At 70.6% G+C, this 25,501-nt stretch carries 19 protein-coding genes; 4 read left to right on the forward strand and 15 right to left on the reverse strand.

The window, feature by feature from the left end; translation table 11 throughout:
* Positions 1-37: 37 nt before the first annotated feature.
* The 5 genes from OG504_RS12155 to OG504_RS12175 form a co-directional block, all read right to left on the reverse strand.
* Positions 38-1,837, reverse strand: coding sequence for a gamma-glutamyltransferase family protein (locus OG504_RS12155; protein ID WP_405989828.1), 1,800 nt, complete (start codon positions 1,835-1,837; stop codon positions 38-40).
* 35 nt (positions 1,838-1,872) lie between these two features.
* Positions 1,873-3,870, reverse strand: coding sequence for a LamG-like jellyroll fold domain-containing protein (locus tag OG504_RS12160; RefSeq protein ID WP_405989829.1), 1,998 nt, complete (start codon positions 3,868-3,870; stop codon positions 1,873-1,875).
* A gap of 113 nt (positions 3,871-3,983) precedes the next feature.
* Positions 3,984-4,811 carry a class I SAM-dependent methyltransferase gene (locus tag OG504_RS12165; protein WP_405989830.1) on the reverse strand — a complete coding sequence of 276 codons (828 nt, stop codon included), beginning with the start codon at positions 4,809-4,811 and terminating at the stop codon, positions 3,984-3,986.
* Positions 4,808-5,515 (reverse strand): response regulator, encoded by a 708-nt coding sequence (locus OG504_RS12170; protein WP_405989831.1) that lies wholly within the window; start codon positions 5,513-5,515, stop codon positions 4,808-4,810. The genes OG504_RS12165 and OG504_RS12170 overlap by 4 nt, the downstream gene beginning before the upstream one ends.
* Entirely contained in the window at positions 5,512-6,627 is a 1,116-nt protein-coding gene (locus tag OG504_RS12175) for a sensor histidine kinase (RefSeq protein ID WP_405989832.1), read from the reverse strand. The genes OG504_RS12170 and OG504_RS12175 overlap by 4 nt, the downstream gene beginning before the upstream one ends.
* Positions 6,628-6,792: 165 nt before the next feature.
* On the opposite strand from OG504_RS12175, the gene OG504_RS12180 reads away from it, so the two are divergent.
* Together OG504_RS12180 and OG504_RS12185 are read left to right on the forward strand one after the other, a co-directional pair.
* Positions 6,793-7,788: a carboxymuconolactone decarboxylase family protein gene (locus OG504_RS12180; protein ID WP_405989833.1), complete on the forward strand. Its 996-nt coding sequence runs from the start codon at positions 6,793-6,795 to the stop codon at positions 7,786-7,788.
* A 165-nt stretch (positions 7,789-7,953) separates the two neighbouring features.
* Complete coding sequence (locus tag OG504_RS12185) at positions 7,954-8,625, forward strand: hypothetical protein (protein WP_405989834.1); 672 nt, start codon at positions 7,954-7,956, stop codon at positions 8,623-8,625.
* A gap of 27 nt (positions 8,626-8,652) precedes the next feature.
* Here the strand turns inward: OG504_RS12185 and OG504_RS12190 are convergent, their stop codons facing one another.
* The 9 genes from OG504_RS12190 to OG504_RS12230 all read right to left on the reverse strand — a co-directional run bounded on the left by OG504_RS12190 (position 8,653) and on the right by OG504_RS12230 (position 20,143).
* Positions 8,653-10,209, reverse strand: a complete 1,557-nt coding sequence (locus tag OG504_RS12190; protein ID WP_405989835.1) for an NCS1 family nucleobase:cation symporter-1 — start codon at positions 10,207-10,209, stop codon at positions 8,653-8,655.
* Between the two features lie 131 nt (positions 10,210-10,340).
* Positions 10,341-11,360, reverse strand: a complete 1,020-nt coding sequence (locus tag OG504_RS12195; protein WP_405989836.1) for a TIGR03842 family LLM class F420-dependent oxidoreductase — start codon at positions 11,358-11,360, stop codon at positions 10,341-10,343.
* An 11-nt stretch (positions 11,361-11,371) separates the two neighbouring features.
* The gene (gene hydA / locus OG504_RS12200; RefSeq protein WP_405989837.1) at positions 11,372-12,775 is read right to left on the reverse strand and encodes a dihydropyrimidinase; all 1,404 of its coding nucleotides are present in this window, start codon (positions 12,773-12,775) and stop codon (positions 11,372-11,374) included.
* A gap of 125 nt (positions 12,776-12,900) precedes the next feature.
* Complete coding sequence (locus OG504_RS12205) at positions 12,901-13,743, reverse strand: nitrilase-related carbon-nitrogen hydrolase (RefSeq protein WP_019071248.1); 843 nt, start codon at positions 13,741-13,743, stop codon at positions 12,901-12,903.
* A 155-nt stretch (positions 13,744-13,898) separates the two neighbouring features.
* Positions 13,899-15,479 (reverse strand): PucR family transcriptional regulator, encoded by a 1,581-nt coding sequence (locus tag OG504_RS12210; protein WP_405989838.1) that lies wholly within the window; start codon positions 15,477-15,479, stop codon positions 13,899-13,901.
* Positions 15,480-15,507: 28 nt separating this feature from the next.
* Positions 15,508-16,794, reverse strand: a complete 1,287-nt coding sequence (locus tag OG504_RS12215; RefSeq protein WP_366493781.1) for an aspartate aminotransferase family protein — start codon at positions 16,792-16,794, stop codon at positions 15,508-15,510.
* Entirely contained in the window at positions 16,791-17,633 is an 843-nt protein-coding gene (locus OG504_RS12220; protein ID WP_405989839.1) for a nitrilase-related carbon-nitrogen hydrolase, read from the reverse strand. Before OG504_RS12220 ends, OG504_RS12215 begins: the two co-directional genes overlap by 4 nt.
* Positions 17,634-17,936: 303 nt before the next feature.
* Complete coding sequence (locus OG504_RS12225) at positions 17,937-19,553, reverse strand: hypothetical protein (protein WP_405989840.1); 1,617 nt, start codon at positions 19,551-19,553, stop codon at positions 17,937-17,939.
* A 338-nt stretch (positions 19,554-19,891) separates the two neighbouring features.
* Complete coding sequence (locus OG504_RS12230) at positions 19,892-20,143, reverse strand: helix-turn-helix domain-containing protein (protein WP_393758158.1); 252 nt, start codon at positions 20,141-20,143, stop codon at positions 19,892-19,894.
* Positions 20,144-20,175: 32 nt separating this feature from the next.
* On the opposite strand from OG504_RS12230, the gene map reads away from it, so the two are divergent.
* Together map and OG504_RS12240 are read left to right on the forward strand one after the other, a co-directional pair.
* On the forward strand, positions 20,176-20,946 hold the full coding sequence (gene map / locus OG504_RS12235; protein WP_405989841.1) for a type I methionyl aminopeptidase: 771 nt from the start codon (positions 20,176-20,178) through the stop codon (positions 20,944-20,946).
* Between the two features lie 151 nt (positions 20,947-21,097).
* Positions 21,098-23,665 carry an ATP-dependent Clp protease ATP-binding subunit gene (locus tag OG504_RS12240; RefSeq protein WP_405989842.1) on the forward strand — a complete coding sequence of 856 codons (2,568 nt, stop codon included), beginning with the start codon at positions 21,098-21,100 and terminating at the stop codon, positions 23,663-23,665.
* Here OG504_RS12240 and ggt read toward each other — a convergent pair.
* Positions 23,649-25,448: a gamma-glutamyltransferase gene (ggt, locus tag OG504_RS12245; RefSeq protein ID WP_405989843.1), complete on the reverse strand. Its 1,800-nt coding sequence runs from the start codon at positions 25,446-25,448 to the stop codon at positions 23,649-23,651. The two genes, OG504_RS12240 and ggt, sit on opposite strands and share 17 nt — an antisense overlap.
* Between the last annotated feature and the right edge of the window lie 53 nt (positions 25,449-25,501).

Here is a 25,501-nt window from a genome sequence, read left to right on the forward strand (position 1 = left end):
CCGGAGATCACTGGGAGCCGCTTCCTCCCACGGCAGCTCAGCGCCCCACGGCGTACCCCTGCATGCCCCGCGGATTCGCCGCCGCCGACAGGATCCCGGCCTCCGGGTCCCGGGCGACCGCGCACAACCGTCCCTCGGACCAGGCGTCGCCGACGGTCACGTCATGTCCGCGTCGCCGCAGCTCCTCCACCACCGCCTCGTCCATGCGGGCCTCGACGGTGACGCTCCCGGGCTGCATGCCGCGCGGGTAGAAGGAGCCGGGGAAGCTGTCGTTGTGCCAGTTCGGGGCGTCGATCGCACCCTGGAGGTCGAGGCCGCCGCGTGCCTTCGCGCGCGTGGCGACCGCCAGGAAGAAGTGCAGCTGCCACTGGTCCTGCTGGTCCCCGCCGGGCGTGCCGAACGCCAGGACCGGCACGCCGTCGCGCAGGGCGATCGACGGGGTGAGCGTGGTGCGCGGACGGCGGCCCGGGGCAAGGGAGTTGGGCAGGCCGGGCTCCAGCCAGGCCATCTGGAGCCGGGTGCCGAGCGGGAAGCCCAGCTCGGGCACCACCGGGTTGGACTGCAGCCAGCCTCCGCTGGGCGTGGCCGCGATCATGTTGCCCCAGCGGTCGACGACGTCGAGGTGGCAGGTGTCGCCACGGGTACCGCCGTCGGCACTCACCCGCGCGACGGTCGGCTCCCCCGCCCCCAACGGGTCGAAGCCGGACTCCTTGGGCGCCACCACGCGCGCGTGCCCGCACAGACGCGGAGCGCGCCCTCCGGGACTGCCGGGCCGCAGCTCGTACGACGCCTTCTCGCCGATCAGCTCCCGCCGCGCCGCGTTGTACTCCGCCGACAGCAGCTCACCCAGAGGTACGGCGTCCTCGCCCGCGTCCCCGTACCAGGCCTCCCGGTCGGCCATCGCGAGCTTGCAGCCCTCGATCAGCAGATGGACGTACTCGGCGGACTCGTAGGCAGGCAACTCGGCCGGGAGCAGGGCGAGTTGCTGGAGGAAGGCCGGGCCCTGGCTCCAGGGGCCGGCCTTGCAGAGCGTCCAGCCGTTCCAGTCGTACGTCGCCGGGGCCTCGTAGGACGCGGACCAGGACGCCAGGTCGGCGGTCGTGAGGGTGCCGGTGTGGCGCTTCCCGCTGGTGTCCATCGTGGGCCGCCCGGACTGCCGTACGAGGGCCTCGGCGATGAATCCGGACCGCCACACTTCCCTCGCCGCCTCGATCTGGGCCTCCCGGTCCCCCGCACCGGCGACCTCGGCGAGGAGCCGCCTCCAGGTGGCGGCGAGGGCGGGGTTACGGAACAGCTCGCCGGGCCTGGGTGCCTTCCCGCCCGGCAGGTACACGTCCGCCGACGAGATCCACTCCGTCTCGAACAGCTCCCGCACGGCCTCGACGGTCGCCCCGACGTTCTCCACGCACGCGTGGCCGTCCTCGGCGTACCCGATGGCGTACTTCAGGACGTCGGCCAGGGACTTCGTGCCGTAGTCCCTGAGGAGGAGCATCCAGGCGTCGAAGGCGCCGGGGACGGCCGCCGCAAGGGGTCCCGTACCGGGTACGAGATCCAGACCGAGTCCCCTGTAGTGCTCGATCGTCGCCCCTGCGGGAGCGACGCCCTGGCCGCACAGCACCCGCACCTCCCCGCCCGCCGGGGCGAGGAGGACGGGCACCTCACCGGCGGGTCCGTTGAGGTGCGGTTCCACGACGTGCAGCACGAACGCCCCGGCGACGGCGGCGTCGTACGCATTGCCGCCGTCCTCCAGAACGGCCATCGCCGACTGCGAGGCCAGCCAGTGGGTGGCGGACACCATGCCGAAGGTGCCCTGGAGCGTGGGTCGGGTGGTGAACATAAGGAAAATCTACAGAACGGCGGAATCCAGGGAACCTAGGCGTTCATGAACTGGCTCGGCTTCAGCGCCCGGTTGCTGATCCGGACGTCGCCGATGGTCCCGTGGAAGACCTGGCTGACCGCGCCCGCCCACTGGTAACCGCCCAGCAGGAACGGCATGTTGAGGGTGGTCAGGCCGACCGCCGTGCTGGTCGGGTTGCGGCCCTCCTCGCAGCCGTTGACGTAGAGCTTGCTGATGCGGCCGTCGTTGGCGACGGCGACGTGCCACCACTCCTCCTGCTGGAGGAGGTGGCTCCAGGCGGTCGTGGCGCCGTTCTGGTTGAGCGGGTAGGCGTTCCACTGGAGTTCGATGGAGCTGGACAGGCTGATGGTCAGGACGGGTTCGTCGGCGGTGGCGGAGGGGCCGTTCTTGCCGGCCTGTGCTGCCGTGCCCGCACGGCTGAGCATCGAGGACCAGCCGTTGCGGCCGCCGTCCCAGTCGGCCGGGACCTTGAAGAAGACCTCGAAGGTGAAACCGCGGTCGAAGGTCTCGCGGTTGAGCGGTGCCCGGTCGACGGTCTGGAGGTACGCGCCGCTGACCGGGTTGCCCTGACCCGCGAACACCAGCCCCGCGTGGGCGGGTTGGTCCGGGTGGTGGTCGCCGGTCCAGGTGAGCGCGTGCGCCGGGGTGCCGGGGACGGTCTTCAGGACGAGGTCGTTGCCGTGGCCCGCCCGGTCCTTGACGACCGTGCCGGAGGCGACATCGCTGCCCGCCGTACCGGCCTCGTCGAACCGCCAGTACGCCAGCGTGCCCGGCAGCAGCATCCGGCGCGCGGGGCGGGACTTGCGCGGCGGGACCGGCGCGAATCCGGCGAAGCGCTTCTCGAAGTCGATCTCCATCGAGAAGTAGTCGACCTTCGACGTGAGTTCGAGCTCCTTCGCCGCGAGGGCGTTCAACTCGCCCTGCTCAGCCAGTTCCCGGATCCACGGCGAGAAGGTCGCGACGTCGATCATGCCCCGGTCGAGGTCGAAGCGGTAGGAGCGGATCATGCCCGCGCCGCCGTAGTAGCGGTCCTGGTAGTTGGTGATGTGCAGGTGGACGTCGTTCCCCGCGCTGTTCTTCAGCACCGTGCTGCCGGGCGGCCAGTAGTGGCCGTTGAGGGTGAGGAAGATCTGGTCGTTGTCCTTGATCAGGCCGTCCCACAACTGCTGTCCGTAGTCGGACAGTTCGGCGACGCCGTCCTCGTCCGAGCCGACGATCTCGTGCGTGGTGACGATGACCGGCAGCGTCGGATTCTCGGCGATGACGGCGTTGGCCCACGCGAAACCCTTCGCCGACAGACGCCAGTCGAGCGACAACAGCATCCAACTCCGGCCGCCCGCACGGAAGATGTGCGCGGTGTTGTAGCCGTCGGGGCTGGAGGAGTGGTAGCCGGGCGTCTTCCTGGCCCGCGCCGGGCTGAAGGTGTCCAAGTAGGGGGTACGGCCCCGCTGGTCGTCGGCGGAGACGTCGTGGTTGCCGGCCAGCACGCCGTACGAGGCGCCCGCGCGGTCCAGCATGTCGAACACCTTGGTGACCGCCGCGTACTCCCCGGCGAGCCCGTTCTGCGTCACGTCGCCGAGGTGCGCGAGGAAGACGATGTTCTCGTCGTTGCCGCCCGCGCGCCCCGCCGGATCGAGGACGTAGCGGAACGACGCCTCCATCGGCACCGGGTGGATGCGGTCCTGGTCGAACATGTACTGCGTGTCGGGCATCACGACGACGGTGAACCGGGGGTTGTCCGGATCGGGGTCCCAACTCCCGCGCGGCGCCGGTGACATCGTTGTCTGCCCGTACGGATCACCCTCGCCCCTTTCCGCGTACGCGGGAGCCGCGCCCAGCAGCCCAGCGGCGGCCGTTCCCGCGCCGAGCGCACCGGCCCGGTGCAGGAACGTACGGCGGCTCGACGCGGCGACGCCGTCGCCGTCGAGGTCCGCGGTGCGGGGGCACTCACAGCCCGCCGCGTGCCGCTCGTGGTCGTCGAGGCCTCTGTCACCCGTGGGAGAGCTGTCCATGTCCGCTCCAATGCCGAGTAGAAGAACGGCGTCACGCTACGGACGACTCCGGTACGGCGGGCTTGCGCGCCGGGTACCGGCTGCCGAACGCTCCCCCAACACCACACGCCCCACTAGTCCCGGCGCCTGCCCGCCGTCAGCAGATGGCCGCTGGTGCCGAGCAGGGTGGGCTCGGACTCGATGTGGCGGGTGGCCGTCAGGACGGCCTCGCGGCGGTCCGGGTCGTCCAGCCAGTCCTCGATGCCGCCCATCAGCCAGGCGACGCCTTCGAGGCCGTACTGGCCCTCGACGGTCAGACCGGTCTCCGTGAACTCCTTGGGGGCTTCGTGGGGTTGGGCGAAGTAGGCGGTCGTGAAGTGGCCGCCGTCCTCGGAGTCGTGGCGGCCCTCCTCCATCTCGCGGTCGATCCGCGTGCGGTGCGGTTCGGTGAAGTACAGCTCCTGCCTGAGTATGTCGTGCAGTCCCGCGAACCGGTTGATGGTCACCGCGACCACCAGACCGCCCGGCCGCACCACCCGACACGCCTCGCTCAACGCCCTTACGCGGTCCGCCCGTTCGGGCAGGTGGTACAGCGGCCCGAGCAGCAACACCACGTCGTATGCGGCGTCTTGGGCGGACAGTGCCCTGGCGTCCCCGGCGCGGGCGGTGACCCCCGGCAGCCGGCCCGCCTGCTCCACGTGCAGCGGTACAGGGTCGACGAGTTCGACCTCGTACCCGTCCCGCGCGAGCCACTCGGCGTGGATGCCACTACCTCCGCCGACGTCCAGCACCTTCGCGGGAGCCGTCGGCAGCAGGCGCCGCAACACGTCCTGGGTGCGCCAGAACTCCAGTCGGTCGGAGCCCTGTCTGAGGCGGCCGTCCTCCTTGCCCTGGGCGTAGTAGGCGAGGATCTCCTCGCGAACACGGACGGCGGGGTCTTGCGCGCGTGTGGTCTCGGTCATCGCCCCAGGGTGCGATCCGGCGTGTCCGGCTCGCAACGGGATTCCGGTGCGCGTGCCGTCACGAGGCCCGACTCGTAGGCGAACACCACGAGTTGGGCCCGGTCCCGGGCCGCGAGTTTGGTCATCGCCCGGCTGATGTGGGTCTTCGCCGTGAACGGGCTGATCACCATGTGGGCGGCGATCTCCTCGTTGGTGAGACCGCGGGCGGCCAGCGCGGTGACCTCGCGTTCGCGGCGGGTGAGGTGTTCCAGACCGTGCACGGTGGAGCGGTCCGGGGGACGGGAGACGAACTCGCCGATGAGGGTGCGGGTGACGGCCGGGGACAGGAGAGCCTCGCCGCCCGCGACGATCTCGATCGCCTGGAGCAGGTCCGCCGGGTCGGTGTCCTTGAGGAGGAAACCGCTGGCACCCGCGCGCAGCGCCTCGAAGACGTACTCGTCCAGGCCGTAGTTGGTGAGGATGACGACCCGGACCGAGGTGAGGGACGGGTCGGCGGCGATGCGGCGGGTGGCCTCGATGCCCGTCATCACCGGCATCTGTACGTCGATCAGCGCGATGTCGGGGAGCTGCGCGCGGACGAGGGCCACGCCCTGCTCGCCGTCGGCCGCCTCGCCGACGACCTCGATGCCGTCCTCGGCGTCGAGGAGGGCGCGGAAGCCCGCGCGCATCAGCGCCTGGTCGTCGACGACCGCGACCCGGATCATCCCGTCTCCCCCAGCGGCAGTTCGGCCCGGACCGAGAAGCCGCCCTCCGCGCGCGGGGCGGTGTGCAACGTGCCGCCCAACGCGGTGACGCGCTCGCGCATGCCCGTGAGGCCGATGCCGGGCTTCGGCGGACAGTCGGGGTCGGCCGCTCCGTCGTCCTCCACCCGTATCGTCAAGTCGACGTCCCCGTAGTCGAGTTGGACGTTGATCTTCGCCGGTCCCGCGTGCCGGGCCGCGTTGGTGAGGGCCTCCTGGACGATGCGGTACACCGCGCGGTCGACCGTCGCGGCGAGGGGGCGTTCGTCTCCGGTGACCGCGAGTTCGACGGCGAGGCCCGCCGCGCAGGCCCGCTCCACGAGCAGCGCGGGGGTGCCGGTGGGCTCCTCGGTGGTGCGCAGGATCTCCAGGGTGGCCCGCAGTTCACGCATCGCCTCGCCGCCCGCCTCCTGGATGGCGAGCAGCGCGGGCGGCACCTCCTCGCCGCGCTTGCGGGCGAGATGGACGGCAACTCCCGCCTGGAGCTTGACGATCGAGATGCTGTGGGTGAGGGAGTCGTGCAACTCCCGCGCTATCCGCAGGCGTTCCTCACCCGCGCGCCGCAACGCGGCCTCCTCGCGGGTGCGTTCGGCCTCCAGGGCCCGCTGCTCGGTCTGGCGCAGATACGCCCGCCAGTTGCGGTCGGCGAGGCCGGTGACCACCGCGCACAGGAACCAGCCGGCCAGCAGCGCGGTCCGCTCGACCACCTGCTGGGTCGTCGGCCCGGTCGCGAAGTACGCCACCAGGAACACCCCGCCGCCCGCGGCCGCCGTACCGCGGTGTCCCGCGCGGGCCGCCGTGTGCATGGCGGCGAAGACGGGCAGACCGGCGACCGGCCCCGGGTGGGCGTGCAGGACGTAGGCCACCTCCGCCGCCGCGGTCACGGCGAGGACCGCTCGCGGAGCCGTCTGATAGAACGCCAGGGCCGCCGAGGCGAGGGCCATCAGCACGTAGTCGAGGGCGGTCGTGTCCGCGTCGAAGGCCGCGACGACCACGACAAGGGCACCGATCACGACCGCTAGGGACGCGTCGGCGAAACGCCTGCGTGGGGTCACATCGACCGGGAACCCGCTCATGTCCGCACACTAGACCGCCGCGCCGACACGGGCGTCAGCCCTGTGGACAACTCCCGCACTACTCCCCCTGCAGTACTCCGCGCCGCCCCGGACCTCCCCGTCGTAGCCCCAACTGCCTTCGCCCGTACGACGACCCGGACCACCCGGGCCGCGCACGCTGCTGCCATGCCCACACCCTTCCGGCACACCCGGCCCCCGTCGCCCAAGTCGGCCACCGGCCGCACCTCCGAGGTCCTCGAGCAGATCGCCGTCGACTTCGGCATCGAACGGCCCCCGACCTTCGTGGTCCTGTCCTCCGCACCCGAACTCCTCGCGCCCGCCTGGGCGTTGATGCGCGAGTCGCTGATCGCGGGCGCCGGCAGCCGCACCGGCAAGGAGCTGGCCGCGCTCGGTGTCTCGCTCGCCAACAAGTGCCCGTTCTGCGCGGACGCGCACACCGTCCTGCTGCACGCCACCGGCGACCACGCCCTCGCCGAGCACCTGGCCCGGGGCGGCACCCCGGAGAACGAGGAGCACGCGCGCGTGCTCGACTGGGGCCGCCGGACGCGGGTCCCGGGCGCGGCCCTGACGCCGTACCCGTTCCCGCGTGAACAGGCGCCCGCCTACCTGGGCACCGCCCTCGCCTTCCACTTCATCAACCGCATCGTGTCGGCCCTGCTGACCGAACAGCTTCTACCGGGCAACGCCCAGCGGTTCCGGGCGGTACGGAGCCTCGCGGGGCGGACCGTCGCCCGCACCGTGCGCCGGACCGCCGTACCGGGAGCGGCGCTGCCCCTGCTCGACGCCCCGGGACCCGGCCCGGACTGGGCGGCCGGAACCCCCGTGGGCCCGGCCTACGACGCCCTCCGTACGGCCGCGCTCGCGGGCGCCGACCTGCTCGACGCCGACGACCGGACGCTCGTGCGGGAGACGCTGTGGGCCTGGGACGGGTCGCATCCGCCGGTCGTGCTGCGCGGCTTCCCGAATCGGCGGGAGCGGCCGGCGGCGCGGCTCGCGGTGCTGGCCGCGCTCGCGCCGTACCGGATCACGGACGAGGACGTGGCCGCCTGGCGCGGGCCGGGGCGCGGGGACGCGAGCCTGGTGCGGCTCGTCGCGTACGGGGCGTTCGCCGCCGTCGAACGGATCGAGACGACGATGCGCGTGGCCGCCACTCACGCCTGAGGCGCGGACATAAGGGGACACACAACCCGTCGACAGTGAGGCTGTGTCACCGCACAGGCACGGAGCGAGTTCACACTTCCGCCTCACAGGGAGTCATGTGACACTGGCCGTCCCCGTCCGCAGTGCGGACTCGCTCCGCACCTGATCCCCCACGAGAAGTGCGACTTGCGTTCTCTTCCTCTGCCGCTCGCTCTCACCGCGCGTCTGTCGCCGGTCGTCGTGCTCGCCGCGATGGGCTGGGCTCTGACGTCCGGGCCGTTCGCCGCGACGACGACCGCCGACCACAAGTCGACGCCCGAGGCCGATGCCTCGTCCGGGGCCTCCGCTCCGTCGACGGCGCCCGTGGTCAAGGCGTACTCCACCTCCCCCGCTCCGTGCGGAAGTGTGGCGGTGGCCACGATCAAGTCGCTGGTGCCGGGCGCGAAGACGGCCGGCAAGGAGATCCCGTCGACGGACACGAAGGTGCGCCGCACCTGCTCGTGGAACGCGCTCAAGGGGTACGACTACCGCTGGCTCGACGTGTCGTACGAGATCACGGAATCGGACGCGGCGGCACAGAAGTCGTACACCGAGACGACTACGGAGAAGAGCGGCGGCGGCGCGGTCCCCGGACTCGGCGACCAGGCCTACTCCATCGTGAACCTCACCACGGAGGACAAGCAGCAGACGCGTGAGGGCACGGTCGTCGTCCGCGCAGGCAACGCGTTGGTGACCATCACGTACAACGGCAGCGACTTCGAGAACAAGAAGGCGCCGAGTACGGACGTCATCAACAAGGGTGCGATCAAGGCCGCCAAGGAGGCGGTGACCGCACTGGAGGGCGGCAGGGCCAGCTAGCCCCGACCGCCCCCAGGTGCGCGGATGCTACGCCTCGACGGTCTCCGGTACCGCTTCCGCCACCGGTGCCGTCTGCTTCCCGGTCAGCAAGGTGAGCACTACGTAGAGCACCATCGACGTGCCCAGGCCCACGGCCCAGCCGTAGTCGGCGAGCGACGACAGGGCCGGGATGGGCCGGCCGTCGATCAGCGGGTGGAAGTCGGCGCCGCCGACGGCGAGGACGCCACCCACCACGAAGGCGACGACCGCCCGCCAGTTCCAGCCGCCGTCGTACCAGTAGCGGCCGCCCTTGCGGTACAGGTCGGCGAGGTCGAGCTTGCCGCGGCGCAGGATCCAGTAGTCGGCGATGAGGATGCCGGCGACCGTGCCGAGCAGACCGCCGACCAGGCCGAGCCAGGTGAAGATGTAGCCCTGCGGGTCGGAGTACAGCTTCCACGGGAAGATCAGCACCGCGAGGACGCTGGTCACTAGGGCGCCGGTGCGGAAACTGATCTTCCGGGGCGCGATGTTGGAGAAGTCGAAGGCGGGCGAGACCAGGTTGGCCGCGATGTTCACGGACAGGGTCGCGACCAGTACGGTCACCAACGCGTAGAGCAGGCCTACGACGTTGTCCGTCTTCGCCGCCAGCTGCACCGGGTCCCAGATCGCCGTGCCGTAGACCGCCTGCGAACCGGAGGTGACCATCACCGACAGGAACGCGAACAAGGTCATCGTGGTCGGCAGACCGAGCGCCTGTCCCCAGGTCTGGGCCTTCTGGCTCTTGCCGTAGCGGGTGAAGTCCGGGATGTTCAGGGACAGCGTGGACCAGAAGCCGATCATGCCCATCAGCGAGGGCCAGAACAGCTTCCAGAAGCTGCCGCCCCAACCGAGCTTGGACGGCTGGTCGAAGAGCGGGCCGAAGCCGCCGGCCTTGTCGCTCATCCACCACAGCATCACGAACGCGCCGACGAGCACGAAGGGCGCCGCCCAGTTCTCGAAGCGACGGATCGTCTCCATACCCCGGTAGATGATGGCCACTTGAAGCACCCAGAACAGTGCGAACGACAACCACATCGTCCAGGCGTACCCGCCGATGTGCGAGGCGTTGGCCCAACTGTCCCCGATCAGTTTGCCGGCGAGGAAGTAGATCGCCTCACCGCCGATCCAGGTCTGGATGCCGAACCAGCCGCAGGCCACCAACGCCCTTACTACGGCAGGGAGGTTGGCGCCGCGCACGCCGAACGAGGCACGCGCGAAGACCGGGAAGGGGATGCCGTACTTCGGTCCCGCGTGCCCGGTGAGCAGCATGGGCACGAGCACGATCAGGTTGGCCAGGGCGATGGTGAACACCGCCTGCTTCCAGTCCATGCCGACGGCGATGAGACCCGAAGCGAGCGTCCAGGAAGCCGTGTTGTGGGCCATGCCGACCCAGAGCGCGGAGAAGTTGTACGTGGTCCAGGTGCGCTTCTCGACGGGAACCGGCAGCAGATCGTCGTTGGCGTACGGCCCGCTGGGCAGCGGAGACCCCGGGGCGAGCTCCACCCGCCCGTCGGCGAGGGTGACTTGAGCGGTCGGCGGTATGGCCGTGGGAGCGGTGTCGGTCATGGGCAGGCCAATCAAACGAGGGGCGGATCCGGAAAGGCCGTGCGGGGGCTCCGGCCCCCCTCCCCAGGACGGTGGGGAGGGGGAGAACTGGAGTGGGGGGACGGGGAGTTGAGCGGTGGTACGGGTGTGCGTCAGGCGTTGACGGCCGGAATGATCTTCGACCCGTACGCGTCGATCGTCGCTTCCTGCGCGTCGTGCATGTCGTAGACGGCGAACTGGTCGACGCCCAACTCCTTCAAGGCGTTGAGCTTTTCGATCTGCTTCTCGGCGGATCCGATGATGCAGAACCGGTCGACGATCTCGTCGGGCACGAAGGCCGTGTCGGGGTTGTCGGAGCGACCGTGGTGCGAATAGTCGTACCCCTCACGGGCCTTGATGTAATCCGTGAGCTCCTCGGGTACGGCGGCGGAGTGCGCGCCGTACTTGGAGACGAGGTCCGCGACGTGGTTGCCGACCATGCCGCCGAACCAGCGGCACTGGTCGCGCGCGTGGGCGAGCGCCTCGGGCGAGTCGTCCTCGGTGACGTAGGCCGGGGCGGCGACACAGATCTTGACCTCGGACGGGTCACGCCCGGCCGCTACGGCCGCGTCCTTCACGGCCTTGACCATGTACTCGGTGAGGTAGAGGTCCGAGAGCTGGAGGATGAAGCCGTCGGCCTCCTCGCCGGTCATCTTCAGCGCCTTGGGGCCGTACGCGGCCATCCAGACCGGGAGTTGGGCGTCCTCCTTGGCCCAGGGGAACTTGATGACCGTGCCGCCGAGGTCCGCCTCCTGGCCGGAGCCGAGCGCCCTGATGACCTTCATGGCCTCGCTGATCCGGGCCAGGGTGTTGGGAGTTCGGCCCGCCACCCGCATCGCGGAGTCACCGCGGCCGATACCGCAGACCGTGCGGTTGCCGAACATGTCGTTCAGGGTGGCGAAGGTGGAGGCGGTGACCTCCCAGGTGCGGGTGCCCGGGTTGGTGACCATCGGGCCGACCGTCAACTTCGTGGTGTTGGCCAGGATCTGACTGTAGATCACGAACGGCTCCTGCCAGAGCACGGCGGAGTCGAAGGTCCAGCCGTAGGTGAAGCCGTTGCGCTCGGCGCGCTTCATCAGGCTGATGACCCGCGAGGCCGGCGGGTCGGTCTGCAGGACGAGTCCGAAGTCCATGTGCGCCACTCCTAGTTGAGGTACTGACTGGTGGAGCGCGGGGTGTAGACGCCGTGGCCCGCGTGCCCGGTGTACTCCCGCTCGGTGATGACGAGTTCGCCGCGCGAGAGGACGGTCTCGACGCGGCCGGTGAGGCGCTTGCCCTCGTACGCCGAGTAGTCGACGTTCATGTGGTGGGTCTCGGCGGAGACTGTCTGCTCGGCGTGCGGGTCGTAGATGACGACGTCGGCGTCGGCGCCCGGGGCGATGGTGCCCTTCTTCGGGTAGAGGCCGAACATCCGCGCCGGGGAGGCGCAGGCGATCTCGATCCAGCGGCGGCGGCTGATGTGGCCGTCGACGACGCCCTGGTGAAGCAGGTCCATGCGGTTCTCCACGCCGGGCATGCCGTTGGGGATCTTCGAGAAGTCCCCGCGTCCCAGCTCCTTCTGGCCCACGAAGCAGAAGGGGCAGTGGTCGGTGGAGACGACCTGGAGGTCGTTGGTGCGCAGGCCCTGCCAGAGCTTGGCCTGGTGTTCCTTCGGCCGAAGGGGCGTGCTGCACACGTACTTCGCGCCCTCGAAGTCGGGCTCGGCGAGGTTGTCCGTCGACAGGAACAGGTACTGCGGACAGGTCTCGCCGAAGACGGGGAGACCCTCGTCGCGTGCCTTGGCCAGCTCGGCGACGGCCTCCATCGCGGAGACGTGCACGACGTAGAGGGGCGCGCCGGCGACCTGCGCGAGCTTGATCGCGCGGTGGGTGGCCTCGGCTTCGAGGAGGGCCTTGCGGACCTCGCCGTGGTAGCGGGGGTCCCGCTCGCCGCGGGCCAGCGCCTGCTCGACGAGGACGTCGATCGCGATGCCGTTCTCGGCGTGCATCATGATCAACCCGCCGTTGTCGGCGGCGCGTTGCATGGCGCGGAGGATCTGGCCGTCGTCGCTGTAGAAGACGCCCGGGTAGGCCATGAACTGCTTGAAGGAGGTGACGCCCTCCTGCACCAGCAGGTCCATCTCCTTGAGGGTGTCCTCGTTGACGTCGGAGACGATCATGTGGAAGCCGTAGTCGACGGCGCAGTTGCCCTCGGCCTTGGCGTGCCAGGCGTCGAGGCCCTCGCGGAGGGCTCCGCCGACGCTCTGGATCGCGAAGTCGACGATGGTCGTCGTACCGCCCCAGGCGGCGGCCCGGGTGCCGGTCTCGAAGGTGTCGGCCGCCTTGGTGCCGCCGAACGGCATCTCCATGTGGGTGTGGGCGTCGACTCCGCCGGGGATGACGTACTTCCCGGTGGCGTCGATGGCCCTCTCGGCGGTCCAGCCCTCGGCGACGGCGGTGCCGGAGGTGGCGAGGGCGGCGATGCGGCCGTCCTCGATCAGGACGTCGGCGTGGAGTTCGTCGGACGCGGTGATGACTAGGCCGCCGCGGATTACGGTACGGGTGCTCATCGATTGACTCCGCTGGGTTGTGGTCGGGTGCGGGTCGGTGGGGGCTGGGCGCGCCCCGCGGCGAAGCCGCTAATGGACGCTGCCCCGCGCCCCTAAAAGACAGGGGCGCGGGTGCCATGCGTGTTTTACGGGGCGGTCAGGGGGCCGTACGCGTCCGGGCGGCGGTCGCGGTAGAACTGCCAGCGGTCTCGGACCTCTCGCAACTTCGCCAAGTCGAGGTCGCGGACGACCAGTTCGGGCTCCTTGTCGCTGGCCACCTCGCCGACGAACTGGGCTTCCGGGTCGACGAAGTAGGTCGTGCCGTAGAAGTCGTTGTCGCCCAGCTCCTCTACGCCCACACGGTTGATGGCGCCGACGAAGTACTCGTTGGCGGCGGCCGCAGCGGGCTGCTCCAGCTGCCAGAGGTAGGCGGACAGGCCGCGCGAGGTCGCCGACGGGTTGAAGACGATCTCCGCACCCGCGAGGCCCAGCGCACGCCAGCCCTCCGGGAAGTGCCGGTCGTAGCAGATGTAGACGCCGATCTTGCCGACCTTGGTGTCGAAGATGGGCCAGCCGCTGTTGCCCGGGCGGAAGTAGAACTTCTCCCAGAATCCGGGGACTTGGGGGATGTGGTGCTTGCGGTACTTGCCCAGGTAGGAGCCGTCCGCGTCGATCACGGCGGCCGTGTTGTAGAGGACGCCGGGCTGCTCCTCCTCGTACATCGGCAGGACCAGGACGATGCCGTGCTCCTTGGCGAGCGCCTGGAAGCGCTTGACGATCGGGCCGTCCGGGATCGCCTCGGCGTACTCGTAGAACGCCTTGTCCTGGACCTGGCAGAAGTACGGTCCGTAGAACAGCTCCTGGAAGCACAGGACTTGAGCACCCTGCGCGGCCGCGTCGCGGACCGCCTGCTCGTGTACCTGGATCATGGACTCCTTGTCGCCCGTCCAGGCTGTCTGGAAGAGAGCGGCACGAATCACTGTGCTCATCGGGACCTCCGGTCGCTAGGTGTGCGAGGAGCTTAGGAAGCCCTGAAGTCGGGTTTGAGGTGCACGGTGTCACGTCTGCGGGCGCGCGGCGTTCCACGGTGTCACCCTCGCGTGGGCGCATGTTTCACCGCCGTTTTCCCAGGTAGTCCCATGTTTCACCCCTGTTGCGCGTCGTGCGCGAGGAGCGCGATGTGCACCGATGCGGCCTGCTCGAAGTCGTCGAGGTCGACCCCGAGCCGCCCCTCTATCGCCTCCAGCCGGCGGTACAGCGCGGGCCGCGACACATGGTGGAGCTGCGCGGTGCGCGACTTGTTGCGGCCGGTGGCCAGATACGTGCGCAGTACGGCGAGGAGGTCCTCGTCGGCCGCGCACAACAGCCCGTCCAACTCCCGCTCTGCGAACGACTGCACCTGCGGGTCGTCCCTCAACAGCCGGATCAGGCCCCGCAGATGAACGTCCTTGAGGCGTACGACGGCGGGGAGTTCGAGGGCGTCGCTGGAGTCGGCCACGGCGTCGGCGACGTGCTGTGCCTCGCGCAGACCGGCGGGCACGTCGTCCCAGACGGTGCGCTGCCCGGCGGCTGCCACCACCGCCTTCAACGCCTTCGACTCGGTGCGCAGTCGGCTCGCGAAGTGCGCGGCGAGGGCGTCCGCGTCCTGGTCGCGGGGGAGGCTGAGCAGCACGGCGGTGACACCGTCGGCGAGTTCCGCGACCAGTCCGGGAAGCCCCAACAGCCGTAGCACCCGGTCGAGTTGGGCCGTGTCGCCGTCGCGTACGACCATCGGGACGAAGGTGCGCCGGTTGACCGGGAGTCCGGCCGCGCGGGCGCGGGGCAGGAGTTGGCGGGCCGGTACGACACCGCTCGCCAGGTCGGTCAGCAGGCTCTGCGCGGACTGCTCCTCCCAGGTGTGGGCGGAGCCGCCGAGCATGCGGTGCAGGACGAGGGCCTCGGCGGCACGGTCGGCGAGGAGGCGGCCGGTGGCGGTGTCGCCGCGGTAGCCGCACAGCATGATCTGGCCCCAGCGTTCCCCTCGCCCGCCCAGCTCGGCGCGGATCCAGCCGTCGCCCTCGCTGCCGCCGGCCTGCCGGGAGATCCGCTCCCAGTCCCGCAGCACGTCGTCCACGGCCGACCGCTCCCCCGCCGTGGCGAGGACGCGGTGGGCGAGGTTGGTGACGACGACGGGACAGGCGCTGTGCGCGGCGACCTCGTCGAGCAGGCTCTGCAGCGGGGCGCCGCCGGTGATGAGTCCGGTGAGCGCGGTCCGTACGGCCTCGGAGAGACTCACGGCGGCGAACTTCCGCCGTACGAGCCGGGATTGGACCTCTTCCGTCAACTCCGCGAAGGGGAAGGGCCGGTGGAGCACCACCATGGGCAGCCCGCACCGCTCGGCCGCGCGGCGCATCACGTCCGGCGGGGCGGGAAAGGCGCGTCCCAGGCCGAGTACGACGGCCGAGGCCTCCGCGCGGTGCAGGGACTGGATGTACTCGGCCTGCGCCGCCTCGTCACCGGCGAGGAGCACGCCGGTGGTGAGGACCATCTCGCCGCCGGTCAGCATCACGCCGACGTCGGCGGCCTCGGCGACGTGCACCCACCGCACGGGCCGGTCGAGTTGGCTCGCGCCGGCCACCACCTCGGGTTCCCCGGCGAGGACCCGTTCCAGGCCGAGGACCTGGCGCACCGACAGGGCGGGCTCCAGGGGGTCCAGGGTTCCGAGGGTTCCCAAGGTGGTGCTCATGACGGTCTTCCCTTGTTCAGCGTGTGCCCTACTGCGTGCTCCTCAGAGCCTGTTCGAGGATCGCGGCGCCCTCCTCGGCCTCCGCGACGGTCAGGGACAGCGGCGGGGCGATGCGCAGGGCGCTGGTGTTGTGTCCGCCGCCCTTGCCGATCAACAGGCCGCCCTCACGGGCCGCTTCGAGCACGGCGGACGCCGCGTCCGGGTCGGCCTCGTCCGTGCCGGGCCTGACCAGCTCGATGCCGATCATCAGCCCGCGCCCGCGTACTTCACGTACGCCGGGATGCTGTGCGACGACGGCCCGCAGCCGCTCGATGAGGAGGCCGCCGACGCGGCGGGCGTTGCCCTGGAGGTCGTGCTCCAGCAGATAGGTGAGGTTGGCGAGGCCGGCCGCCATGGTGATCTGGGTGCCACCGAAGGTCGAAATGCTGTTGGAGTCAAGGCAGTTCATGATGTCGGCGCGGGCGACGACACCGCCGATGGACATGCCGTTGCCGATGCCCTTGGCGAAGGTGAGGATGTCCGGCGGACCGTTCTCCGCGTGCGCCTGCCAGCCCCAGAAGTGGTCGCCGGTGCGCCCCCAGCCGGTCTGCACCTCGTCGGCGATCCACAACACGCCCCGCTCGGCAAGGACTTCGCGGAAGGCGGCGTACAGACCGTCTGGCGGAGAGGTGAACCCGCCGACGCCCTGCACCGGTTCGGCGATCAGCGCGGCGGGCGGCCGGACATGACCGAGCAGGTCCTTCAGGTCCTCGACGCAGGCCGCGATGAACTCGGCGTCGTTCAGGTCGGCGTAGGGACCGCGGGTGCGAACACCGCCGTGGACGTACAGCGTCTGGAGCGGGGACAGCGAGGTCGGGGACCAGCCGCGGTTGCCGGTGATGCCGACCGAGCTGAAGGAACGGCCGTGGTAGCTGTTGCGCATGGCCAGGATCTGATTGCTCTTCCGGTACGACGTCGCCAGCATCAGGGCGGTGTCGTTGGCCTCGGTGCCCGAGGTGGTGAAGAAGACGCGGGCGTCCGGGATGCCGGACAACTGGGCGACACGCTCGGCGAGTTCGACCATCGGCCGGTTGAGGTAGAGCGTGGACGAGTGGATGATCCGCCCGGCCTGCTCGCTCACCGCCTTGGTGACCTCGGGGAGCGCGTGCGCGGTCATCGTGGTGAGGATGCCGCCGAAGAAGTCGAGGTACTTGTTGCCCTCGGCGTCCCAGACGTGCCGGCCCTCTCCGTGCGTGATCTCCAACGGGTCCTGGTAGTACAGGGCGAGCCAGTCGGGGAGTACGTCCCGGTGGCGTCCCAGCAGGTCCTTGGTCACGGCTGCACCAACCCTTCGTAGGCGTCGGGACGCCGGTCGCGGTAGAACGCCCACTGCTGGCGAACTTCCTCGATCAACCCGAAGTCCAGGTCGCGCACGAGGAGTTCCTCGTCCTTGTCGCCGGCGACGTCGCCGACGAACTGGCCCCGCGGGTTGACGAAGTACGACGTCCCGTAAAAGTCGTTGTCCCCGTACTCCTCCTGTCCCACACGGTTGATCGCGGCGATGAAGTATTCGTTGGCGACAGCGGCGGCCGGCTGCTCCAGCTGCCAGAGGTAGGCGGAGAGGCCGCGCGAGGTGGCCGACGGGTTGTAGACCAACTGGGCGCCGTTGAGCCCGAGTTGACGCCAGCCCTCGGGGAAGTGGCGGTCGTAGCAGATGTAGACACCGACCTTGCCGACGGCGGTGTCGAAGACCGGCCAGCCCGCGTTGCCCGGCCTGAAGTAGTACTTCTCCCAGAAGCCCTTGACCTGCGGGATGTGGTGCTTGCGGTACTTGCCGAGGAACGTGCCGTCGGCGTCGATCACGGCCGCGGTGTTGTAGTAGAAGCCGTCCTGCTCGATCTCGAAGACCGGGACGACGATCACCATGCCGGTCTCGCGCGCGAGCTGTTGCATACGACGCACGGTCGGCCCGTCGGGCACCGGCTCGGCCCAGCTGTAGTGCTCGGGTTCCTGGACCTGACAGAAATAGGGGGCGTTGAACACCTCCTGGAACCCGATGATCTTGGCGCCCTGGCGGGCCGCCTCGCGGGCGTGTTCCTCGTGTTTCGCCACCATGGACTCGGTGTCGCCGGTCCAGGTGGCCTGGACCAGAGCGGCGCGTACGACGTTGGCCATGAGCTGCTCCTTCGACGGGACGCCAGAGCCTCTACGCCCGTAGACAAGGCCGTAGAGGGATGAACGTAAGCCTCCGGAGGAGCCTTGCCAAGACCATCGTCGTTAACCCGCGGAGTCGATCCTGTTTCACCCTCCGGTGGGTGAGCCGCTGCGCCGGGTAGCCGGGTCCGGCGCCCCGTAAGGGAGCGCCCCGTAGGGGGCGCGGGGCTGTATCGATATGCGGCTCCGCCGCGTGGGCGCGCCCAGCCCCCACCGACGCGCGGCCGAAAAACCACGTACCCAACCGCTGACCCAGCGGAGCGCTCACGCGCTGAAGCCCGCCACCCGCAAGGCATGCACCAGATCCCAGTGGCACTCGTCCGAGACCCCCTTCGCGGCATCCACCAGGAGCGGTACGAGCTGCTGCGGGTCGGCGGCGACACTGCGGGCCGCCTCCTCGGGGGTGCGGACCCTGACGTAGGCGTCGAGAAGCGCGTGGATCTCACGGCGGCGCCCCTCCGCGACCAGCGCGAGCACGGCCTCGCCTATCTCCCCGGCGGGACGGGCCACGCCCTGCCGCAGGATCTGCTCACCGTCCGCCGTACGACCCGCCGCGACCAGCGCGTCCGCCGCGCCGACCAGCCGATCTGCGGGCAGCGAGGCGGCCTCCCACAGCAGCGTCGCCCAGTCCGCGCCGAGCCCGGCGCGCTGCAGTTCGGCCGCGAGCAGCGGGAAGCGCGCGGCGGGCCAGTACGCGGCCTCCACGAGCAGCGCGTGCGCCTCGCCGCTACGGCCCTCGCGCCGCAGCCCCACGAGCCGCTGCACGGCCTCCACGGTCGCCTGCCGCGCCTCCGCGTCCAACGGCTCCCGCTTCGGCTGCGCCCGCTCGACCGGCCGGGCGGCCCCGGCGAAACGGGCTCCGCGCGGGGTCCGGCGCGCGGCGGGCGCGGGGACGGGAAGTTCCGGTACGACGGCTGCGGGGCCCGGCGCCGGGGTGGTGGTGGCGTCGTCCTCGGCCAGGCCTGCGAAGCGGGCGCTGCCACGGCGGCGCTTGCGCTGCTTGGGGGCGGGGGCGGCGGCTTCAGCCTCGGCGTCGGCCTGATCGGGGGTCTCGGTCGCGGGGGTGGTCGCGTCGGGGGTCGCGAGGTCGTCCCACGTGGGGTCCGGATCGCCGTAGCCGGGGTTCGCGCGCTCGAACTCCTCGTAGCCGCGGCGGGCGTCCGGGGTCCGGCCGTCGGCACCGTGGGAGCTGCCGTATCCGCCCTGCGGACCGGTGACCGGCACCTGCTCGGCGTCACGCTGGCGGGGCAGTCGGTGCGGGGCCTGGTCCCGGTCGTACGTGGCGCTGTTCTGGTCCTGGAACGTCTCGTCGACGCGGAACACGTTGCCGTGCCGGTCGCGGTGGACGGTCTGCTGACCACCCTGGAAGTGGACGCGGTTGTCCAACTGCTCGATGCGGGCGCGGAGTTCGGCGCAGCGGGCGGTGGCGCGGTCGTGGTCGTCACGGGCCCAGGCGAGGTCGAGGCGGAGGGCGTCGGCCGCGTCCTGAGTGGTGGCGGTGTTGAGCAACCGCCCCAGCTTCGCCTGCGTTTCGGCCGCGTACTTCTGCTCACGGAGCATCACGTCGAGCCGGTCGCTGAGCGCGTCCCGGCTGCCGGGCCGGGCGTCGAACGCGGCGAGCGCGGCGGCGTGCAGCGTGCGGGCCCGGTTCGTCTCCTGGCTCGCGACACCGTGGCCGTACTCCGCCGCGAGGTCCTGAAGAAGCGCCTCCACGACGTCCCAGGGCGGTACTTCACGCCCGCTCAGACAAGCCTGCATGCCGTCGGGATCACGCTGCCAGAACACTCCGCACCAGCCGCCGCCCTGATCCAGGCGCGCCAGCAGTCCGTCGAGATAGTTCGCGAACTCCCGCACCTGTCCGGGGAGTTGATCCACAGCCATGCCCCAACTCCCGCCAGACCGGAATGCTCCGATCCGTAGAAAACACCATTTGTGTTACGACGCGGCTACGGAAGCTTTTCGAGCCGGGCGCAGAGGTCTCGGAGCCTACGCCTCCCGACCGTGCGCCCGCCTGGTTGATGGGTGATCTGGCAACTCCCGGGCGGGAAAGGGGAGGACGGGCGAGCTCCGGGGCAGGGCGACGAGCAGCCCCACCACGGCCGATCCGGCGGCGGGCCACCCGACAGGCACCGACGGGTCCGGGCGCGAGCGCCACAGGGCGGCACGCGCCGGCCATTCCGGCACGCGTCCCCCGCCGAGGCGCGGTCACACTCTCCGCTTCAGGCCGCCAACGGCGCGCACCTGACCACGAGTTCGTCCATCGACAGCCCGAGCGCCTCGGCGAGGGCGGACACGGTGAAGAAGGCCGGCGTGGGAGCCCGGCCCGTCTCGATCTTGCGGAGGGTCTCCGCCGAGATGCCCGCGTTCGCCGCCACGTCCGTCATGCTGCGGCCACCGCGGGCCTCGCGGAGCAGCCGACCGAGCCGTTCGCCGCGTTCGCGCTCTTCGGGGGTGAGAGGGGTGCGTACCATGCCGTCATTCTAATACCGGTATAGTAATTGGCATGGTGGAACTGAAGACGGACACGTCTATCGATGCGATGTACGAGGCGGGCCAGGTCGTGGCCCGCGCCCTCACGGCCGTGCGGGAGGCCGCCGACGTGGGCGTATCCCTGCTGGAACTGGACGAGCTGGCGCATGACGTGCTGCGCGCGGCCGGTGCGAGTTCACCCTTCCTCGGCTACCGCCCCGCCTTCGCGCCCACCGCATTCCCCGCGGTCATCTGCGCCTCCGTGAACGACGCGATCGTGCACGGCATCCCGGACGGCTACCGCCTGCGCGACGCCGACCTGGTGTCGATCGACTTCGGCGCCAAGCTGGGCGGCTGGGCCGGCGACTCGGCGATCAGCTTCATCGTCGGCGAGCCGCGCCCCGCCGACGTCCGCCTGATCGACACCGCCGAGCGCGCCCTGGCGGCGGGCATCGACGCGGCCGTCGTGGGCAACCGCATCGGCGACATCGCGCACGCGATCGGCACGGTGTGCCGCACGGCGGGCTACGGCATCATGGAGGACTTCGGCGGCCACGGCATCGGCCGCCAGATGCACGAGGACCCGGGCGTCCCGAACGAGGGCCGCCCCGGCCGCGGCCTCCCGCTCCGCCACGGCATGGTCATCGCGATCGAGCCCATGCTGATCGCAAGCGGCCGCGACGACTACCACGCGGCAAAGGACGGCTGGACCCTCAAGACGAACGACGGCTCAAGAGCGGCCCACGTGGAACACACGGTGGCGATCACGGAGGCGGGACCCAGGGTGCTTACCGAGCGCCGGTAGGAGGAGCGCCCTTAAGGGGCGCGGGGCTGTGTCGATGTGCGGCTCCGCCGCGTGGGCGCGACCAGTCACGACGAGCCGACACGCGAAAACTAGCCGTAATCCCCCCAAACCTGCACATGCCCCACGCAGTGGCCCGTGCCATGGTGGATTGATGACCAGCGGCTACACAGACCCGGAAGACGACCCCCTCGGCGAGTTCCTGGCCCGGTTCTTCGGCGGAGCCACAGGCGGGGCCGCCCGGGGAGCAGCCACACCAGATCCACGGCACATAGACATCGGCCGCCTACTCAGCCAACCGGCCAGGGACCTCGTCCGAGGCGCCGCCCAGTACGCCGCAGAACACGGCAGCCGCGACCTCGACACCCAGCACCTGCTCCGCGCCGCCCTCTCCGCGGAGCCCACCCGCGGCCTCCTCACCCGCGCCGGCGCAGACCCGGATTCCCTCGCCGCGGAGATCGACGAGCGCTCGGGCCCCGCCCAGCCCCCGGAGGGCACCGCCCTCTCCCTCACCCCCGCCGTAAAACGCGCTCTCCTCGACGCCCACGACCTGGCAAGAGCGGGCGGTACCGGATACATCGGCCCCGAACACGTCCTGGGCGCGCTCGCCGCGAACCCGGACTCCGCCGCCGGCCACATCCTGAACGCGGCCCGCTACGCCCCCACGGGCCTCCCGCCCGACGCACCCGACGGCCCCCAGACCCGCACCGACCAGCCCCGCCCCACCGGCACCCCCACCCTCGACAAGTACAGCCGCGACCTCACGGACCTGGCCCGCCACGGCCGTATCGACCCGGTGATCGGCCGCGACGAGGAGATCGAGCAGACCATCGAGGTGCTGTCCCGGCGCGGCAAGAACAACCCGGTGCTGATCGGCGACGCGGGCGTCGGCAAGACCGCGATCGTGGAGGGCCTCGCGCAGCGCATCACCGACGGCGATGTACCGGACGTACTGGTCGGGCGCCGCGTGGTCGCCCTCGATCTCACCGGCGTCGTCGCGGGCACCCGTTTCCGGGGCGACTTCGAGGAGCGGCTGACGAACATCGTCGGCGAGATCCGCGCCCACTCGGACGAACTGATCGTGTTCATCGACGAGTTGCACACCGTGGTCGGCGCGGGCGGTGGCGGCGAGGGCGGTTCGATGGACGCCGGCAACATCCTCAAACCGGCCCTGGCGCGCGGCGAGTTGCACATCGTGGGCGCTACGACGCTGGAGGAGTACCGCCGGATCGAGAAGGACGCGGCGCTGGCCCGCAGGTTCCAGCCGATCCTGGTGCCCGAGCCGACCGTCACGGACGCGATCGAGATCCTGCGCGGGCTGCGCGACCGCTACGAGGCCCACCACCAAGTCCGGTACACCGACGAGGCGTTGGTGGCCGCCGTAGAACTCTCCGACCGCTATCTCACCGACCGCAGGCTCCCCGACAAGGCGATCGACCTGATCGACCAGGCCGGCGCGCGGGTACGGCTGCGGGCGCGCACGAAGGGCACGGACGTACGGGCGCTGGAGCGCGAGATGGAACAGCTCGCCCGGGACAAGGACCAGGCGGCGGCCGACGAGGACTACGAGAAGGCGACGCAACTGCGGGACCGTGTCGCCGAGTTGAAGGTGCGGCTGGCCGAGGCCGGTGGTGAGGACCAGGGTGACGAAGGACAGAACCTGGAGGTCACCGGCGAGGCGATCGCCGAGGTGGTGTCGCGGCAGACCGGTATCCCGGTGAGCAGTCTCACGGCGGAGGAGAAGGACCGGCTGCTCGGCCTGGAGGAGCATCTGCACCGGCGGGTCGTCGGCCAGGAGGAGGCCGTGCGGGTCGTTTCGGACGCGGTGCTGCGATCCCGTGCCGGGCTGGCGAGCCCGGACCGGCCGATCGGCAGCTTCCTGTTCCTGGGCCCAACCGGCGTCGGCAAGACGGAACTTGCCCGCGCGCTCGCCGAGGCCCTGTTCGGCAGCGAGGACCGGATGGTCCGCCTGGACATGAGCGAGTACCAGGAACGGCACACGGTCAGCCGGCTGGTCGGCGCCCCGCCCGGCTACGTCGGCCACGAGGAGGCGGGCCAACTCACCGAGGCGGTACGCCGCCACCCGTACTCGCTGCTGCTCCTCGACGAGGTCGAGAAGGCGCACCCGGACGTGTTCAACATCCTGCTTCAGGTCCTGGACGACGGCCGGCTGACCGATGCGCAGGGCCGCACGGTCGACTTCACCAACACGGTGATCGTGATGACGAGCAACCTCGGCTCCGAGGCGATCACCCGGCGCGGTGCCGGTATCGGCTTCGGCCCGGGCGGCGCCGACGCGGACGAGGAGGCCCGGCGCGAGCAGATCCTGCGCCCGCTGCGCGAGCACTTCCGCCCCGAGTTCCTCAACCGCATCGACGAGATCGTCGTCTTCCGCCAGCTCACCGCCGAGCAACTCAGGCTGATCACCGGGCTGTTGCTGGAACACACCCGCCGTCTCCTGCACGCGCAGGGCATCACGGTCGAGTTCACGGACGAGGCCGTCGACCGGCTCTCCCGCCAGGGCTATCAACCCGAGTACGGCGCCCGCCCGTTGCGCCGCACCATCCAACGCGAGGTCGACAACCAGCTCTCGCGGCTGCTCCTCGACGGCCGCATCGCGGAGGGCGGCCAGGTGACGGTGGACGTGGAGGACGGACGGCTCGCGTTCAGGACCGATTCGCCGCCGCCCGCCTCCGACTCACCGTCTACGGCGCCGGATTGACCACCGCCGCCGAACCGCCACCTCGCCGTACCTTCTCGGCGGCGGCCAACCACTCGCCGTTCGGCAGCCGTTGCACACCGGTCGCCGCGCCGATCTCCGGGTTGAGAGTGAACGAATGGCCGATGGCTTGGAGCTGGGTCTTCAAGTCGCTGTTGTAGAGCGCGGGTTCGAGCTCCGTGGTGGCCGCGTTGCGCTGGCTGGCGCGGGGCGCGGCGATCGCGTCGACAAGCGGGAGCCCCCGGTCGAGGAACTCGGTGAGGGTCTGGAGCACGGTCGTGATGATGGTCGCGCCACCGGGTGAACCGAGCGCCACCACAGGCTTGTTGTGCTGGTCGAGGACGATCGTCGGCGAGATCGACGAGCGCGGCCGCTTGCCCGGGCCGGGCAGGTTCGGGTCGTGGACGGCAGGGTTGGCCGGGGTGAAGGAGAAGTCGGTCAGCTCGTTGTTCAGCAGGAAACCCCGGCCGGGCACGGTCATCGCGCTGCCGCCGGTCTGCTCGATGGTGAGCGTGTAGGAGACGACGTTGCCCCACTTGTCGGCGACCGTGAGGTGCGTGGTGTTCTCGCCCTCGTACGTCGTCGGGGCTGCCGTCCCGGTGGCGGTGCAGGCCGTCGGGTTGCGCGGGTCGGCCGGTGCCAGCGGGCTGGTGAGCACCGCGTCGTCCTTGATGAGGCAGGCGCGCGAGTCGGCGAACTTCTGCGAGAGGAGTTCCCTCGTCGGTACGTCCTCGAAGGCGGGGTCGCCGACCCAGCGCCCCCGGTCCGCGAACGCGATCCGGCTGGCCTCGATGTAGTGGTGCAGGTACTGGACCTCGCTGGCCTTTGAAAGGTCCGTCTTCTCAAGGATGTTGAGGGCCTCGCCGACGGTCGTGCCGCCGGAGGAGGACGGCGCGATCGAGTAGACACCGAGTCCGCGGTACGAGGTCTTCGTGGGCGCCTGGAGCTTCGCGCGGTACACGGCGAGGTCCTTGGCGGTCAGCCTGCCCGGGCGGGCGTTGTAGCCCGAACTCGGGTCCACCTTCGGCTTGTTGACCGTGGCGAGGATGTCCTTGCCGAGGTCGCCGTGGTAGATCGCGCCGACCCCCTTCTTGCCCAACTCCTTGTAGGTCTTGGCGAGTTCGGGGTTCTTGAAGGTGGAGCCGACGACCGGGAGCTGTCCGGCCGGCAGGAACAGCTTCGCGGTGTCGGGGAAGTAGCGGAAGCGGGTCTCGTTGGACGCCGTCTGGCTGCGGAAGGTGTCGTCGACCGTGAAGCCGTTACTCGCGATCCGCTCGGCGGGCTTCAGCACCGTACCGAGCTTCTCGCTGCCCCACTGGTCGAGCGCCGTCTGCCAGGTGGCGGGCGAGCCCGGGGTGCCGACGCTGAGGCCGCTGGTGACGGCGTCGGCGAAGGAGAGGGCCTTGCCGTTCTCCACGAACAGGTTGGAGTCGGCGGTCAGCGGCGCGGTCTCGCGGCCGTCGATGGTGTGCACGGTACGGGACTTGGCGTCGTAGTAGACGAAGTAGCCGCCTCCGCCGATGCCGGAGGAGTAGGGCTCGGTGACGCCGAGCGCGGCGGCGGTGGCGACGGCCGCGTCGACCGCGTTGCCGCCCTTCTTCAGGACCTCGATGCCGGCGGCGGTGGCGTCCGCGTCGACGCTCGCGACCGCGCCGCCGTAGCCGACGGCCACCGGAACCTTTGTCGGTGTGCTGCTCGTTGCGGCCGGTGGGGCCGCGGCCCCGACCGACACGACGGCGGCCGAGACCGCCAGGACCGACAGTTTCCGTGCCACAGGGCGACGCATCCGTACCTCCAGTCAGGACCGTCCGCGCAGCGTAGCCACATTGCCATGACCCC

The sequence above is a fragment of the Streptomyces sp. NBC_00986 genome, from assembly GCF_045162565.1.
Classification (GTDB): domain Bacteria; phylum Actinomycetota; class Actinomycetes; order Streptomycetales; family Streptomycetaceae; genus Streptomyces.